Origin of the sequence: Spirillospora sp. CA-108201 (genome assembly GCF_050936235.1) — a bacterium.
In the GTDB taxonomy this organism is placed as follows: domain Bacteria; phylum Actinomycetota; class Actinomycetes; order Streptosporangiales; family Streptosporangiaceae; genus Spirillospora.
The window spans coordinates 3,213,023-3,227,553 of the sequence record NZ_JBNJNE010000001.1 but is presented as its reverse complement, the minus strand read 5'-3'; the positions used below and the strand labels follow the sequence as shown (position 1 = coordinate 3,227,553).

Below are 14,531 nucleotides of genomic sequence, written 5' to 3'. Positions count from 1 at the left end.
TTGCCTACCCGGGGGCGTGCCCGGACGGCGAGCGGGAAGGAGTCGTGCCATGGCGCACTCTTACGTGCAGGTGACGACCGCGACCGACTCGCGCGCCGAGGCGGCCGAGCTGGCCCGCTCGGCGGTCGCCGAGCGGCTCGCGGCCTGCGCGCAGCTGGTGGGCCCGATCGCCAGCACCTACTGGTGGGAGGGCGAGATCGAGTCGGCGGAGGAGTGGATGGTGCTGTTCAAGACCTCCGCCGACCGGTTCGACGAGCTGGCCTCCCTGATCACCGAGGGCCACTCCTACGACACCCCGGAGATCGTCGCGACGCCGGTGGTGGCGGGCAGCATGGACTACCTCGCCTGGGTCACCGAGCAGACCGAGCCGGAGGAGCAGGACGAGGCGATCGCGGAGGGCGACCGGGATTGATCGTGTGACGGCCGTCATGGCAGGGTAAGCCTCCGGTTACGCGGCGCGGGCGGCGCGCCCGGCCGCGGCGGCGGGAGGCGGTCGAGGTGCACGAGGCGAGCGAGGAGAGGGCGGACCACGGGCTGTTCGGGCCGGGCTCGGTGACGTGGCACGTCATGGGCGAGCCCGTGCTGATCGTCGGAGGGATCCGGGCGCTGCTGCTGCAGGCGCTGCATCCGCGCACGATGTGGGGGACCGCGCAGAACTCCGAGCTCATGGACCCCTCCGCGGCCTGGGCGCGGCTCGTCCGGACGGTCGAGTTCGTCCGCGTCCGCACCTACGGCACGCACGAGGAGGTCGAGCGGGTGGGGCGCCGCGTCCGCCGGCTGCACTCCAAGCTGACCGGCCTCGACATGCGCACCGGCGAGACGTTCCCGGTGGACGACCCCGAGAACCTGCTGTGGGTCCACTTGGGCGAGGTCGACTCCTACCTGGACGTGGCGCGCCGCGCCGGGGTGCCGCTGACCGCCCGCGACGCCGACGCGTTCGTGGACGAGCAGCGCCGCGCCGCCGCGGTCGTCGGCCTCGACCCGGCGGACGTGCCGGCCACCGTCGCGGACATGCGGGACTACTACGCCGGCATGCGGCGGCAGATCTTCGCGTGCCGGGAGGCGCGCGAGGGGCTGCGCCGCATGTTCAGCCCGGCCGTGCCGCGGCCGCTGCTGCCGCTCAAGCTCGCCGCGCCCGGCCTCGGGGTGCTGGTCGTGTCGACGCTGCCGCGGTGGGCCCGCCGCATGTACGGGCTGCCGGGGCTGCCGACCTCGGACCTGGCCGCGACGGTGACGCTGAAGGGCCTCTACCGCACCACGCAGGTCGTGCCGGAGCGGTTCCGCTACTCGCCGGACGCCCAGCGGGCCAGGCGCCTCACGCGCGAGCACGAGTCGGGCCTGGCCGCCTGGTCGATCGCCTCCTGAGACTCACCCCATCGGGGGAGCGTCCGGCACGCCGTCGTGATCGCGGGCGCCGTGCCGCGGGAGCAGCAGGGCGGGCAGGATCAGCACGGCGGTGAGGACGAGCGCGATCCAGAACGTGTGCGCGAACGCGCCGGCCAGCTTGGGCGCGAGCTGCTCGCGTGCCTGTTCGGGGAGCCGCCCCGTGCCGCCGGCGGCCCCGCCTCCGTCGCCGCCGGGCGCCTGGGGGATGCGGTCGCTGATCTGGCGGGCCAGGACGACGGCGAGCAGGGCCGTGCCGACCGACCCGCCGAGCTGGACGATGATGTTCAGCGTGCTGCTGGCGCGCGACACCACGGCCCGGCCGAGCGTCGTCAGCGCCGCCGACATGGTGGGCATCATCGTGCAGCCGAGCCCGATGCCCCGCACGTAGAGGGCGCCGCCGAGCAGCCAGTAGGAGGTGTCCGCGCCCACCGTCGCGAACGGGATGGTGCCGAGCACCAGGACGACGATGCCGACCGGGACGATCCGTCCGGCGCCGAGCTTGTCGGTGACCACGCCGGCGATCGGCATCGCGGTCGCGGCGCCGAGGCCCTGCGGGGCGAGCAGCAGGCCCGCCGCGAGCGCCCCCTCGCCGCGGGCGATCTGGTAGTAGAGCGGGATGAGCAGCATCGAGCCCATCAGGGCGATGCCGACGAAGAACACCGCGACGGCCGCGGTCGCGAACGTGCGGTCGGCGAACAGCCGCACGTCGATCAGGGCGCGCTCGCGGCGCCGCAGGCTGTGCAGCGCGAACAGGGCGATCAGGATGACGCCGCCGGCCAGCCAGGCGATCGTGGACGGGCGGCCGAAGCCGCCGTTGCTGCTCGCGGTGGACAGGCCGTAGATGAGCAGGACGAACCCGGGCGGCAGCAGGAGCAGACCGGGCAGGTCGATTCCGGGCGCCGCGTGCTCCCCGCGGCCGTGCGGCACCTTCCACCACGCGAGCGCGAAGGCGAGCGCGCCGACGGGCAGGTTCACGAAGAAGATCCAGCGCCAGTCGACGTCCTCGACCAGCCACCCGCCGATGACGGGGCCGAGCACCGGCCCGAGCAGCATCGGGACGCCGACGATGCTCATGATGCGGCCCATCCGGCGCGGCCCGGCCGCCATCGTCAGGATGGCCATGCCGGTCGGCATCAGCATGCCGCCGCCGAGCCCCTGCACGACCCGGAAGACGATCAATGACTCGATGTTCCAGGCCGCGCCCGACAGGACCGACCCGAGGACGAAGAGCACGATGGAGGTCATCCACACGCGGCGCCCGCCGAACCGGTCGACGGCCCAGCCGGTGAGCGGGATGACGGTGCCCATCGCCAGCATGTAGCCGGTGATGACCCACTGGATCGTCGACAGGCCGGTGCCGAAGTCGCGGCCGAGCGTCTCCAGCGCGACGTTGACGATCGTGGTGTCGAGGATCGCCATGAGGGTGCCCGACACGATGACCAGGCCGAGGACGATCGTCTGCCGGTCGAGCCGTTCGCCGCTTCCCGCGCCCCCGGGCGGCGCCACCCTCGTGGCCGGGCTCTCGGTCATGGTCGGCCCCTTCGCGTCGAGTCCCACCGCGGCTCCGACGGTTGCCCCGTGCCCCCGTCGGTCAAGACGTGAAACGCCTTGAAGTTCAACATTTTGCAGTGCATCACGGAATGTGTTGAACTTCAAGGTATGTCTGAGGAAGGGGTCGATGCCGCCGCGTCGGTCGACGCCGACCTGGAGACGATGATCCAGCTCATGGGCCGGTTGATCCGCGGCCTGAAGGGCGGCCGCGAGGACGCCGAGGAGCTCATCGGCGAGGTGCGGGCCGCCGGGCTCGGCCCCCGGCACGTCCCGGCGCTGATGCAACTCGTCCTGCACGGCCCGGTGCCGGTCGGCGTGCTCGCCGGTCACATGGCGCTGAGCCCGGCGACGGTCAGCCAGCTGGTCGGAGAGCTGGAGCGGGGCGGCTTCGTGGAGCGGCGCCCGGACGAGCGGGACCGCCGGCGGACGATCATCAGCCTGAGCGAGCGGCACCGCGAGGTGACCGAGCGGTTCGCCTGGCGGCGGCTGCGGCCGCTGCGGGTCACGCTGGAGACGCTCGCCCCCGAGGACCGGGCGCGGTTCCTGCACGGCTGGCGCGTGCTCGTCGAGACCATGGAGCGCGCGCAGCCGGGGGCCGCGGACGAACGCGGCCCCGGGGGCGGCTGCCCGGGCGGGTGACTCAGCCGCGGCGCATGAGCCGTCCGACGGCCGCCATCAGCTCGGTCGACATCGCCTCGCCCTTGCCCTCCTCCGCGCCCTCGGCCACGCAGTGCCGGACGTGCCCGTCCAGCAGGCCGAGCGCCACCTTGTCCAGCGCCGCCTGGACGGCGCTGATCTGCGTGAGGATGTCGATGCAGTAGCGGTCCTCCTCGACCATCCGGTCGATGCCGCGCACCTGGCCCTCGATCCGGGCGAGCCGCGTCTGCAGCTGGTCCTTCGTGGCGGTGTACCCGCGGGTGGGGGTTTCGCTGGTCGCCATCTCCGTCCTCGCAATCCGTCGGGGGCGCACGCCCGGGTACCCCTGGGGGACATCCCCTAACAGGTACCTTATGCGGTGTGGGGCGCCCGGGGGGCGGGCACGTTCCACGCGCTGACGACCGGCCGGTCGTGCTCGGATCCGAGCGCCGACACGGTACCGGTGTCGAGCGCGAACAGCCGCCCCAGCGCGGCGTCCAGCCCCAGCCACCGCGCCGTCAGCACCCGCAGGACGTGGCCGTGCGCGACCAGCGCGACGTCGCCGCCGGCCAGCAGCGGCCGCGCCCGCGCGAGGACCCTGTCCGCCCGCGCGCCGACCTGGCCGACGGTCTCGCCCGGATGGCCGGCGTCGCCCGGGATCACCCCGTCGTCCCACAGGAACCAGCCGGGCCGCTCCTCGCGGATCGCCCGGGTGCCGACGCCCTCGTAGCCGCCGTAGTCCCACTCCCACAGGTCGGGGTCGATCTCGTCCGCCCGCAGCCCGGCGAGCTCGGCCGTCCGCCGCGCCCGCTCCGCCGGGCTGACCAGCGTCCGCGCGAAGGTACGCCCGGCCAGGGCGCCGCGCAGCGCGCCGGCCTGCTCCTCGCCCCGCGCGGTCAGCGGCAGGTCGGTCCGCCCGGTGTGCCGCCGCGCCCGGCTCCACTCGGTCTCCCCGTGCCGCACCAAGATCAGTTCACCCATGCCCGCCTGTCTACCCGGCGGGCCGCCCGCGAAGAACCCCCGGAACGGGTGACGGGGCGGGGGAGGCGCTCAGTCGAGGATCGAGGTGAGGGGCGTGCGGGGGAGGCCGTGGGCCTCCGCGACGTGGTCGTAGACGAGCGCGCCGGCGTGGGTGTTGAGGCCGCGGGCGAGGGCGGCGTCGGCGTGCAGGGCCCCGCGCCAGCCCCCGTCGGCGATCTGGACGGCGTAGGGGAGCGTCACGCCGGTCAGGGCGTAGGTGGAGGTGTTGGGGACCGAACCGGGCATGTTCGCGACGCAGTAGAAGGTCGAGCCGTGCACCCGGTAGGTGGGGTCGGCGTGCGTGGTGGGACGGGAGTCCTCGAAGCAGCCGCCCTGGTCGATGGCGATGTCCACCAGGACCGAGCCGGTCTTCATCCGGGCCACCAGCTCGTTGGAGATCAGCTTGGGCGCCCGCGCGCCCGGGACGAGCACGGCGCCGATGACGAGGTCGGCCGCGAGGGCCTCCTGCTCGACCGTGTAGGCGCTGGACACCAGCGTCCGCAGGCGGCCCTGGTAGACGGCGTCGATCCCGCGCAGCCGGTCCACGTCGACGTCCAGGACGGTGACGTCCGCGCCCATGCCGACGGCGATCTGCGCGGCGTTGAGGCCGGACACGCCGCCGCCGATGACGACGACCTTGGCGGGCGCGACGCCCGGCACGCCGCCGGGAAGGACGCCGCGCCCCCCGTTGAACGACATCAGGTTGTAGGCGCCGACCTGCGGGGCGAGCCGTCCGGCGACCTCGGACATGGGGGCGAGCAGCGGCAGGGAGCGGTCCGGGAGCTGGACGGTCTCGTAGGCGATCGCGGTGACGCCGGCCGCCAGGAGGGCGTCGGTGCACTCGCGGGACGCGGCCAGGTGCAGGTAGGTGAACAGGACCTGGCCCTCGCGCATCCGGTGGTACTCGGGCGCGATCGGCTCCTTCACCTTGAGGATCAGCCCGCCCTCGGCCCAGACCTCGTCCGGGCCGTCGAGGATCTTGGCGCCCGCGGCGGCGAAGTCCTCGTCGGGGATGGCCGAGCCGGTCCCGGCGCCCCGCTCCACGAACACCTCGTGGCCGTGCCGGGTGAGCTCGTGCGCCCCCGCCGGGGTGATCGCCACGCGGTACTCGTGGTTCTTGACCTCTCGCGGGACACCGATCTTCACCGGAAGCTCCTCTGTCAACGCTGACCAGGATGTACGCCTCCAGCGTGCGGGGCGGGGACGACGTCCGGCCATACGCACTGTGTCAAGGCATCGGCCGTTTCGACGACACAATGTAAAGGGCTGTCCGGGTGCGCGGACTTTGGAGCGGTCCGGACTACGCCGGGCCCCGGGGGAGCCACTCGTCGGCGATCGCGACCGTCAGCTGCTCCAGCAGCGGGCCCGCTCTGCGGACGCGGCGCTCGTCGTCCGGCTCGATGTCGGCCAGCGCGTACGCCGCCTGGATCCGGGCCTTGCGCAGCTGCTCCCCGGTGAGGCTCCGGCGGCCGGCCACCGCCACGACCGGCGCGCCCGCGCGGGCGGCGGCGCGGGCGGCGTGCACCGGCGCGCTGCCGCGCAGCGACCGGGTGTCCAGGACGCCCTCGCCGGTGACGACCAGCCGCGCGCCGCGCGCCTTCTCCGCGAAGCCCAGCAGGTCGAGCATCAGGGCCGGGCCGGGCTCGATCGTCGCGCCGAGGAAGGTGAGCGCGGCGAACCCGACGCCGCCCGCCGTCCCGGCGCCGGGCAGGTCGCGGGCCGTCCTGCGGGCCGCCGCCTCGGCCAGGTCGGCCCAGCGCCGCAGGCCCGCGTCGAGCAGCCGCACCTCGTCGCGGTTCGCGCCGCGGCGCGGGCCGTCCACCGCGGCGGCGCCGGTGCGGCCGAGCAGCGGCCCGGCGGGGTCGCCCGCCACCACCACCTCAATTCCCGACATGTCGGGAAGGCCGCGCAGGTCGAGGGCGTGCAGCGAGCGCAGCGCCGCGCCGCCGGGCGGCAGGTCCTTGCCGAGCGCGTCCAGCAGCCGCCCGCCGAGCCCCTGGACGAGGCCCGCGCCGCCGTCGGTGCACGCGCCGCCGCCGAGGCCGAGGACGATCCGCCGGGCGCCGAGCCGGACGGCGTGCGCGAGCAGCTGGCCCGTCCCGACGCTGGAGGCGGTGAGCGGGCGCGGCCTGCCGCCGGGCAGCCGCCGCAGCCCGGACGCCTCCGCCAGCTCGACCACCGCGCTCGCGCCGTCCAGCGCCAGCCGCGCCGTCACCGGACGGCCGGTCGGCCCGCACACCTCGATCTCGACGCGCCGCCATCCGGCCGCCACCGCGGCCTCGACGGTGCCGTCGCCGCCGTCGGCCACGGGCAGCTCCAGCAGCGCGACGCCGGGGCGCGCGCGGCGCAGCCCGGCGGCGAGGTGCCGCGCCGCCCGCGCGGCGGTCAGCGCTCCCGGGAACCTGTCAGGCGCCAGCAGGACGTGACCTGGCGGGGACGGGTGGGAGGGAGAGTCCGCGGACGCCACAGCCACGCCTTTCACGCCGGGGGGTAAGGCCCTACCTTCTGCTTACGCCATGCCGGCACTATTTGACACCCGCAACCGCCTCCGAGACCTACAAACGCGCGAGTTCCGTCGCGGAGCGGTCACCGTGCGTCCGTGTTTCCCCGGGGTTCCCCGTGCGCGGGCGGTCGCGCGGGCTCAGCCGACGCCGAGCCACTTCTGGACGGGGTGGATGGCGAAGTAGACGACGAACAGGGCCGCCACGATCCAGAGGGCGGGGGAGATCTCGCGCAGCTTCCCGCGCGTGGCCTTGATGACGACGTAGCCGATGATGCCCATGCCCAGGCCGGTGGTGATCGAGAACGTGAAGGGCATCAGCACGACGGTGAGGAACGCCGGGATCGTGATCTCCAGGTCGTTCCAGTCGATCTTGGCGACCTGCGTCATCATCAGCGCGCCGACCACCACCAGCGCCGGCGCCGCGGCCTGCGCGGGGACGGTCGCCGCCAGCGGGGTGAGGAACAGCGTCACCGCGAACAGCGCGCCCGTGGCGATGTTGGCCAGGCCCGTGCGGGCGCCCTCGCCGACGCCCGCCGCCGACTCGACGAACACCGTGTTCGCCGACGAGCTCGTGAGGCCGCCGAACGCGGCGGACAGCCCGTCCACCGACAGGATCCGGCCGAGCCGCGGCACCTCGCCCTTCTCGCTCACCAGGCCCGCCTCGTCGCTGATGCCGAGGATCGTCCCCATCGCGTCGAAGAACCCCGACAGCACCAGCGTGAACAGCACGACCAGCGCGGTGATCACCCCGGCCCGGCCGAACCCGCCGAACAGGGAGATCTCCCCGAACAGCCCGAAGTCGGGGGCGGCGAACAGCTTGTGGGGCATGTCGGGGGTGACCACACCCCAGCCGCCCTGCTTGACGGAGGCGTTCTCCTGGATGAGCACCGCCCCGACCGTGCCGGCGACGATGCTGATCAGGATCGCGCCGGGCACCCGCCGCACGTACAGGACGATCATCAGCAGCAGGGTCCCCGCGAACACCAGCGTCGGCCACGTCTCCAGCCGGCCGCCGGTGCCGAGGGACAGCGGCGGGCTCGTGGCGCTGGAGGTGACGAACCCGGCGTCGTAGAGGCCGACCAGCGCGATGAACGCGCCGATCCCGACCGCGATCGCGTGCTTGAGCGCCAGCGGGATCGAGTTCATGATCCGCTCGCGGACGCCGGTGACCGCCAGCAGCACGATGACCGCGCCCTCGATCACCACGAGGCCCATGGCCTGCGGCCAGGTCATCACCGGCGCCGCCTGGAACGCCACGACCGCGTTGATGCCGAGGCCCGCGGCGAGCGCCAGCGGCGCGTTCCCGACCAGGCCCATGATCACGGTGGTGATCGCGGCGGACAGCGCCGTCATCGTGGTCAGCTGCGGGATCGACAGGAACGCCCCGTCGACGTCCTTCGCCCCGCCGAGGATGAGCGGGTTCAGCAGGATGATGTAGGCCATCGCGAAGAACGTGGTCACGCCGCCGCGCAGCTCGCGCGGGACGGAGCTGCCGCGCGCGGTGAGCTCGAACAGCCGCTCCAGCGGCCCGCGCCCGTTCGCCGGCGGTGAATCGTCGGCCGGTCCGGCCTGGGTCTTGGACATGACGGGCGCTCCGCATTCAGCAGCATGGTGTTCGGAAACGGCGTGCACAGGGTAGCCGTCCGGAGGGCCTGGAAGGCCAGGAGGTCTCGCGGGGCGGAAGGATGCCGGGACGTGATTCCCGTCCTTCGCAGCGTGACGGGGGTGATGCGTCCCCTATAGCCTGCCCTGGTGCGAATGCGAGACTCCGCCGGGGTGACGGCCCTGGACTCCTACGCGTGGCTGCTGGCGTCCGTCCCGGAGCGGACGCGGTCGTCGTTCCGCGCGCGGATGCTCGGCGCCCTGGAGGAGTACGACAGCGCCAGGCAGGCCGATCTCGTGCACACGCTGGAGGTCTTCCTGTCCTGCTCGGGTTCCTGGAACCGCTCCGCGACGCGGCTGCACGTCCATGTGAACACGCTTCGGTACCGAATCCGGCGAATCGAGGACCTGACCGGTCGGGATCTCGGCAGACTTGAGGACCGAGTCGACTTCTTCCTCGCCCTGCGCGCGGCGAGCACCTTGTAGGCGGTGGTCACAACGATGGATCGGGAGACACTGGGGCAGCGCATTCGCGCCCTGCGGATCCGGCAGGGCGTGAGCCAGGCGCAGCTCGCCTTCCCCGAGCTGTCCGACAGTTACATCTCGCTGATCGAGAGCGACAAGCGGGTGCCGGCGCCGAGCGTCGTCGACCTGCTGGCGGCGAAGCTGAACTGCTCGGCGACCTACCTCGTCAGCGGCGTCAGCGAGGACGTCGTGGACGAGCTGCGCGTCACGCTCGACTACGCCGAGATCGCGCTCAGCAACGGCGCGGCGGCCGAGGCGCGGGCCCGGTTCGCCGAGGTGCTCGCGAGCGCCGACGCTGTCGCGCTGCCCGAGATGCTGCATCAGGCACGCTGGGGCCACGCGCTCGCGCTGGAGGCCGCGGGCGAGCTGGAGGAGGCGATCGCCGAGCTGACGGCGCTGACCGAGCAGGCGTCCGCCGAGGCCGACCTCGACCACTGGGCCAAGGTGCACGTCGCGCTGAGCCGCTGCCTGCGCGAGCGGGGCGACATCAGCGCGGGCGTGGAGGCCGCCGAGACCGCGCTGCGGCACCTGGTCGCCACCGGCGCCGATTCCACCGACGCCGCCGTCGACCTCGGCGCGGCGCTGCTGTCGGCGTTCATCGAGCGCGGCGACCTGGTCCGGGCCCGCCAGCTCGCGTCCCAGCTCGTCGAGCGGGCCGAGCGGATCGGCAGCCCCCGCGCCCGCATGGTCGCCTACTGGGAGGCCGCCTACGTCGCGGAGATCCGCGGCGAGTACGACGAGGGGGTCGCGCTCGCCGAGCGGGCCCTGATGCTGGCCGGCGACGGCGAGGACCCCCGCAACCTCAACCGGCTCCGCGTCATCTACGCGGGGCTGCTGCTGCGGGCCAAGCCCGACCAGGCCGCCCGCGCCCGCGAGCTGCTGACCCGGGTGCGCGGCGAGATCAGCGCCAGCTCCTCCGGCGAGATCGACGTGGCCTGGTGCCTGACGGAGCTGGCCCGCGCCGAGACGGCGCTCGGGAGTCCGGCCGAGGCGGTGGCGCTCGCCGAGGAGGCCCTGGACCTGCTCGGGGACGCCCCGCGCCGCGCCACCGCCGGAGCGCTGACCGTGCTCGGTGAGGCGTCGGTGCGGCTCGGCCGGCATGACCGCGCGGTCGAGGTGCTGACCCGGGCCGCGACCTGCCTGGAGGAGATGGAGTCCTCCCGGGAGGCCGCGCAGGCGTGGTTCGACCTCGCCGAGGTGCTGGCCGGGACGGGGACCTCCGACGGGCCCCGTATGGCCGCCTACCGCCGCGCCCTGACCTGCGTGGGGGTCTGACGGGACCGTTCCGGCCGAACCGTTTCGCGCCCCGCCGCGTCCATGAATAATGCTGCGGTCGGCGTGAGATGGGGGAATTGGTCGTGTTCGGTGTTGTTCGGCCCTGCCGCCATGTTCTGTGCGGGTCCCTGTTCAAGGACTGGATGGCCCACCTGTGCGGGCTGTGCCTGACGCTGCGGGCCGAGCACGGCCAGGCCGCGCGGCTGGTCACCAACTACGACGGGCTGCTGGTGTCGGTGCTGGTGGAGGCGCAGGCGCCGGAGCTGTCGCCGCGCCGCAAGGCGGGGCCGTGCGCCCTGCGCGGGATGCGGACCGCCGAGGTCGTCACCGCGCGGGCGCAGGGCGCGCAGCTCGCCGCGGCCGCGTCCCTGCTGCTCGCCGCCGGCAAGACCCGCGACCACGTCGCCGACGGCGACGGGCCCTACGGGCGCCGGCTCGTCGCCGCGGCGGCCGGGCGGATGGCCGACCGGTGGGACGCCGCGGGAGGCCGCACGGGCGGGGCCGTCGGGTTCGACCCGGCGGTGCTGCGCGACGCCGTCGCCCGGCAGCCGCTCCTGGAGGCGGCCCCCGGCCTCGGGCTCCTCGACCTGACCGAGCCCACCGAGACGGCGGTCGCCGCCGTGTTCGCGCACACGGCCGTCCTCGCGGGCAGGGAGGGCAACGCCGAGACGCTCGCCGAGGCGGGCCGCTTCTTCGGGCGCCTCGCCCACCTCATCGACGCCGTCGAGGACCTCGCCGAGGACGAGGCGGCGGGCGCGTACAACCCGCTCCTCGCCACCGGCACCGCGCTCGACGAGGCCCGCCGGCACGCCGACGGCGCGCTGCACGGGCTGAGGCTCGCGCTCGCCGAGCTGGAGATGGAGAGGCCGCGCCTCGTCCGCGCCCTGCTGGAGCGCGAGGCGGGCCGATCGGTCGAGCGCGCCTTCGCCGCCCCGGCGGACCTGGCGAGGCGGGGGCCCCGGCCCCCGCGCCCCGGCTGGCCGATCCCCTGCTTCACCGGGACGCTGGTCTGCGTCACGTGCGGGATCTTCCAGCCCGAGTGGAGCGACCACCACGGCGAGTCGTGCGACGAACGCTGCTGGTGCTCCCGGCACGCCGGCAGGTGCGACGGAAGCTGCTGCGACTGCTGCAACTGCTGCGACTCATGCGACTGCTGCGACTCGTGCGACTGCTGCGACTGCGACTGCGGGTGCAACTGACCTGCGCCGCTTCCGCCGGGGCGCGCGGGCGCGCGACCCGGGACGTGTCATGGCGGCGGGCTCAGTAGGGTGGACGGAGCCCTTCGACTCACTAGAGAACCCGGCCCTCCATGAACATGCTCAAGTCCCGCCGGCCCCTGCGCCGCCTCGGTCTGATCGCCGCCGCCGCGCTCGCCTTCGGCGCCTTCACCGCGCCGCCCGCGCTGGCGCACACGAAGCTGGTCGGCAGCACGCCCGGGAAGGGCGAGGCGGCGGACGCGGTCACCGAGGTCACCCTGGTCTTCAGCGACGAGATCAGCGTGGCGAAGGTCGTCGTCAGCGACGGGAAGAAGAAGGAGTTCCAGGCGGGCGCGGCCGAGCGCGCCGGGACCAAGATCACGCAGAAGCTGTCCGGGCCGCTGCCCGCCGGCTCCTACACGGTCGCCTACCGGGTCGTCGGCGAGGACGGGCACCCGATCGAGGGGAACGACCTGACGTTCAGCGTGCCCGGGGACGGCGGCGCGGGCGCCCCGGCCGCCTCGTCCGCGCCCACCGCGGGCGGGGTCGGCGCCGAGGAGCAGACGGGCCCGGCCGCCAACTCCGACGAGCAGCCGCTCAAGATCGACCAGGAGCAGGCCGCGGCCGCGGAGGACTCCGGCTCCGGGATGCTGCTGTGGGTGCTGATCATCGGCGGCCTGCTCGTGGGCGTCGGCATCGGGGTGGCCATCGTGTTCCGCGCCAAGCGCAAGCACCAGGCGGCAACCGGCGGTGAGTAGGGGGAGCCTGGCCGTCTGGCGGGCGGGCGCGGCCGCCCTGGCCGCGTGCGCCGCCCTGCTGGTGGCCGGGCTGGTCCTCGGCGGCTCGGTCACCGAGAAGGTCATCCCCGGCCTCGGCGACGCGGGCGCCCTCACCCGGTGGGGGCTGCCGGTCTCCCGGGCGGCGATGGACCTGCTGTCCGCGCTGACCGTCGGCGCCCTGCTGGCCGCGGCCGCGTTCCTGCCCGTCGAGGGCGGGCGCGCCGCGCCGCGGCTGTCCCGGGACGCCCTCGGCTACCTGAACGCCGCCTCCTGGATCGCCGCCGCCTGGGCCGCCGCCGCGGCGGCCACGCTGGTGTTCACCGTCGCGGACGTGCTCGGCCAGCCGGTCGGCGACGTCCTCACCGGCAGCGAGCTGAGCAGCTACGTCGGGTCGCTGCCGCAGGGCACCGCCCTGATGGTCGTGGTGCTGCTGGCCGTCGTGGTGGCGCTGCTGGCCCGCACCACCGCCACGCCCGCCGCCGCGTTCGGGCTGCTCGCCCTCGCCGGGATCGCGCTGCTGCCCGCGCCGCTCACCGGGCACTCGGCCTCGGCCGCCAACCACTCCACCGCGACGACCGGCGTCGCCCTGCACGTCGTCGCGGTCGCCCCGTGGGTCGGCGGGCTCGCCATCGCCGGCGCTCACGCGCTGCTGCGCCGCGACCGGCTGCCGGTGGTGGCGGAGCGGTTCAGCCGGATGGCCCTGTGGTGCTACGTCACCGTCGGCGCCAGCGGCCTGGTGAACGTGATCGCCCGGCTGCCGGACCCGCGTGAGATGGTCGAGACCGACTACGGACGGCTCGCGCTCGGCAAGATCATCGCGTTCTGCCTGCTCGGCTGGTTCGGCTGGTGGCACCGGACGCGGACGCTGCCCGCGGTGGCCGACGGGAGGCCGGGGGCGTTCGCCCGCTTCGCCTCCGTCGAGGCCGCCGTGATGGGCGCCACCATGGGCCTGGCCGTCGCGCTGGCCCGGACCGCGCCGCCCGCTCCGGCCGAGCCCGAGTCGGCGATCAAGTCCCTGCTCGGCTACGACATGCCGCCCCAGGTCACCCCGGTGCGGCTGCTGACGCTGGGGCAGTTCGACCTGTTCTTCGCCGCCCTCGTCGTCGTCCTCGGCGGCCTCTACATCGCCGCGGTCGTCCGGCTGCGGCGGCGCGGCGACTCCTGGTCCGGGGTGCGCACCGCGTCCTGGATGATCGGGCTCGTGACGATCGTGGCCGTCACCCAGACCGGCGTCGCCAGGTACGCGCCGATCCTGTTCAGCGTCCACATGGCGCAGCACATGGTGCTGAACATGCTGACGCCGATCTTCCTGGTCGTCGGCGCGCCGGTGACGCTGGCGCTGCGGGCCCTCAAGCCCGCCCGCGTGCGCGGCGACCGCGGCCCGCGCGAATGGATCACCGCCGTGCTGCACAGCCGGTGCCTCGCGGTCATCGCGCATCCCGCGGTCGCCACCCTCATCTTCGTGGTCAGCACGTTCGTGCTGTACTTCACGCCGCTGTTCGAGTCCGCGATGCGCAACCACCTCGGCCACATCGCGATGACGGTCCACTTCCTGGCCAGCGGCTCCCTGTTCTTCTGGGTGCTGCTCGGCGTCGACCCGGCGCCGCGGAAGCTGCCCTACCCGGCCCGCCTGCTGCTGCTGTTCGTCACGATGCCGTTCCACGCGTTCTTCGGCATCGCCCTGATGAACATGAGCCAGGCGCTCGCCCGCGGCTGGTACACCGCCGTCGACCCGCCGTGGGGCACCACGATCCTGCACGACCAGCACACCGGCGGCTCCATCGCGTGGGGCTTCGGCGAGGTGCCGACGTTCATCGTCCTGATCGTGCTGGCGTTCCAGTGGTACGTCCACGACCAGCGGCAGGCGCGGCGCAGCGACCGCAAGGCCGACCGGGCCGCCAAGGCCGGGGGCCGCCCCGAGGACGACGAGCTCGCCGCCTACAACGCGCGCCTGGCCAAGCTCGCCGAGCGCGACCGCGCGGCCGGGGAGCGCGCGGCCGGGGAGAAGGACAACGCGTGAGCGCGCTCTCCCCCGCGCGGGGGAGTGGGCGGGGGAGC

General features: G+C 74.3%; 13 protein-coding genes and 1 pseudogene. 8 read left to right on the top strand and 6 right to left on the bottom strand.

The window, feature by feature from the left end; genetic code table 11:
* Positions 1–49 precede the first annotated feature (49 nt).
* Complete coding sequence (gene cutA / locus ACQEU6_RS15710) at positions 50–412, top strand: divalent-cation tolerance protein CutA (protein ID WP_499332647.1); 363 nt, start codon at positions 50–52, stop codon at positions 410–412.
* An 86-nt stretch (positions 413–498) separates the two neighbouring features.
* Positions 499–1,365 (top strand): oxygenase MpaB family protein, encoded by an 867-nt coding sequence (locus ACQEU6_RS15705; RefSeq protein WP_499332646.1) that lies wholly within the window; start codon positions 499–501, stop codon positions 1,363–1,365.
* Between the two features lie 3 nt (positions 1,366–1,368).
* On the opposite strand, the gene ACQEU6_RS15700 is transcribed toward ACQEU6_RS15705, so the two are convergent.
* Positions 1,369–2,916, bottom strand: coding sequence for an MDR family MFS transporter (locus tag ACQEU6_RS15700; RefSeq protein ID WP_499332645.1), 1,548 nt, complete (start codon positions 2,914–2,916; stop codon positions 1,369–1,371).
* Positions 2,917–3,045: 129 nt separating this feature from the next.
* On the opposite strand from ACQEU6_RS15700, the gene ACQEU6_RS15695 reads away from it, so the two are divergent.
* On the top strand, positions 3,046–3,576 hold the full coding sequence (locus ACQEU6_RS15695; RefSeq protein WP_499332644.1) for a MarR family winged helix-turn-helix transcriptional regulator: 531 nt from the start codon (positions 3,046–3,048) through the stop codon (positions 3,574–3,576).
* A 1-nt stretch (position 3,577) separates the two neighbouring features.
* On the opposite strand, the gene ACQEU6_RS15690 is transcribed toward ACQEU6_RS15695, so the two are convergent.
* The 5 genes from ACQEU6_RS15690 to ACQEU6_RS15670 form a co-directional block, all read right to left on the bottom strand.
* Positions 3,578–3,877 carry a metal-sensitive transcriptional regulator gene (locus ACQEU6_RS15690; RefSeq protein WP_089312530.1) on the bottom strand — a complete coding sequence of 100 codons (300 nt, stop codon included), beginning with the start codon at positions 3,875–3,877 and terminating at the stop codon, positions 3,578–3,580.
* A 68-nt stretch (positions 3,878–3,945) separates the two neighbouring features.
* The gene (locus ACQEU6_RS15685; protein WP_499332643.1) at positions 3,946–4,554 is read right to left on the bottom strand and encodes a histidine phosphatase family protein; all 609 of its coding nucleotides are present in this window, start codon (positions 4,552–4,554) and stop codon (positions 3,946–3,948) included.
* A gap of 69 nt (positions 4,555–4,623) precedes the next feature.
* The gene (ald, locus tag ACQEU6_RS15680) at positions 4,624–5,739 is read right to left on the bottom strand and encodes an alanine dehydrogenase (protein ID WP_499332642.1); all 1,116 of its coding nucleotides are present in this window, start codon (positions 5,737–5,739) and stop codon (positions 4,624–4,626) included.
* 154 nt (positions 5,740–5,893) lie between these two features.
* On the bottom strand, positions 5,894–7,060 hold the full coding sequence (locus ACQEU6_RS15675; RefSeq protein WP_499332640.1) for a glycerate kinase: 1,167 nt from the start codon (positions 7,058–7,060) through the stop codon (positions 5,894–5,896).
* A gap of 174 nt (positions 7,061–7,234) precedes the next feature.
* Complete coding sequence (locus ACQEU6_RS15670) at positions 7,235–8,680, bottom strand: NCS2 family permease (protein WP_499332638.1); 1,446 nt, start codon at positions 8,678–8,680, stop codon at positions 7,235–7,237.
* A 171-nt stretch (positions 8,681–8,851) separates the two neighbouring features.
* On the opposite strand from ACQEU6_RS15670, the pseudogene ACQEU6_RS15665 reads away from it, so the two are divergent.
* The 5 genes and pseudogenes from ACQEU6_RS15665 to ACQEU6_RS15645 all read left to right on the top strand — a co-directional run.
* Positions 8,852–9,184, top strand: a pseudogene (locus ACQEU6_RS15665) (PucR family transcriptional regulator); the annotation flags it as partial.
* Between the two features lie 15 nt (positions 9,185–9,199).
* A complete protein-coding gene (locus ACQEU6_RS15660; protein ID WP_499332637.1) occupies positions 9,200–10,498 on the top strand; it encodes a helix-turn-helix domain-containing protein in 1,299 nt (432 codons plus the stop codon).
* Between the two features lie 83 nt (positions 10,499–10,581).
* The gene (locus ACQEU6_RS15655; protein WP_499332635.1) at positions 10,582–11,697 is read left to right on the top strand and encodes a DUF5685 family protein; all 1,116 of its coding nucleotides are present in this window, start codon (positions 10,582–10,584) and stop codon (positions 11,695–11,697) included.
* Between the two features lie 110 nt (positions 11,698–11,807).
* Positions 11,808–12,452 (top strand): copper resistance CopC family protein, encoded by a 645-nt coding sequence (locus ACQEU6_RS15650; protein WP_499332633.1) that lies wholly within the window; start codon positions 11,808–11,810, stop codon positions 12,450–12,452.
* Complete coding sequence (locus tag ACQEU6_RS15645) at positions 12,445–14,493, top strand: bifunctional copper resistance protein CopD/cytochrome c oxidase assembly protein (RefSeq protein ID WP_499332631.1); 2,049 nt, start codon at positions 12,445–12,447, stop codon at positions 14,491–14,493. Before ACQEU6_RS15650 ends, ACQEU6_RS15645 begins: the two co-directional genes overlap by 8 nt.
* Positions 14,494–14,531 lie beyond the last annotated feature (38 nt).

Coding starts and splice junctions, on each gene's coding strand:
- cutA (WP_499332647.1), top strand. CDS start 50: ATGGCGCACTCTTACGTGCAGGTGACGACCGCGACCGACTCGCGCGCC.
- ACQEU6_RS15700 (WP_499332645.1), bottom strand. CDS start 2,916: ATGACCGAGAGCCCGGCCACGAGGGTGGCGCCGCCCGGGGGCGCGGGA.
- ACQEU6_RS15695 (WP_499332644.1), top strand. CDS start 3,046: ATGTCTGAGGAAGGGGTCGATGCCGCCGCGTCGGTCGACGCCGACCTG.
- ACQEU6_RS15690 (WP_089312530.1), bottom strand. CDS start 3,877: ATGGCGACCAGCGAAACCCCCACCCGCGGGTACACCGCCACGAAGGAC.
- ACQEU6_RS15685 (WP_499332643.1), bottom strand. CDS start 4,554: ATGGGTGAACTGATCTTGGTGCGGCACGGGGAGACCGAGTGGAGCCGG.
- ACQEU6_RS15670 (WP_499332638.1), bottom strand. CDS start 8,680: ATGTCCAAGACCCAGGCCGGACCGGCCGACGATTCACCGCCGGCGAAC.
- ACQEU6_RS15660 (WP_499332637.1), top strand. CDS start 9,200: ATGGATCGGGAGACACTGGGGCAGCGCATTCGCGCCCTGCGGATCCGG.
- ACQEU6_RS15650 (WP_499332633.1), top strand. CDS start 11,808: ATGAACATGCTCAAGTCCCGCCGGCCCCTGCGCCGCCTCGGTCTGATC.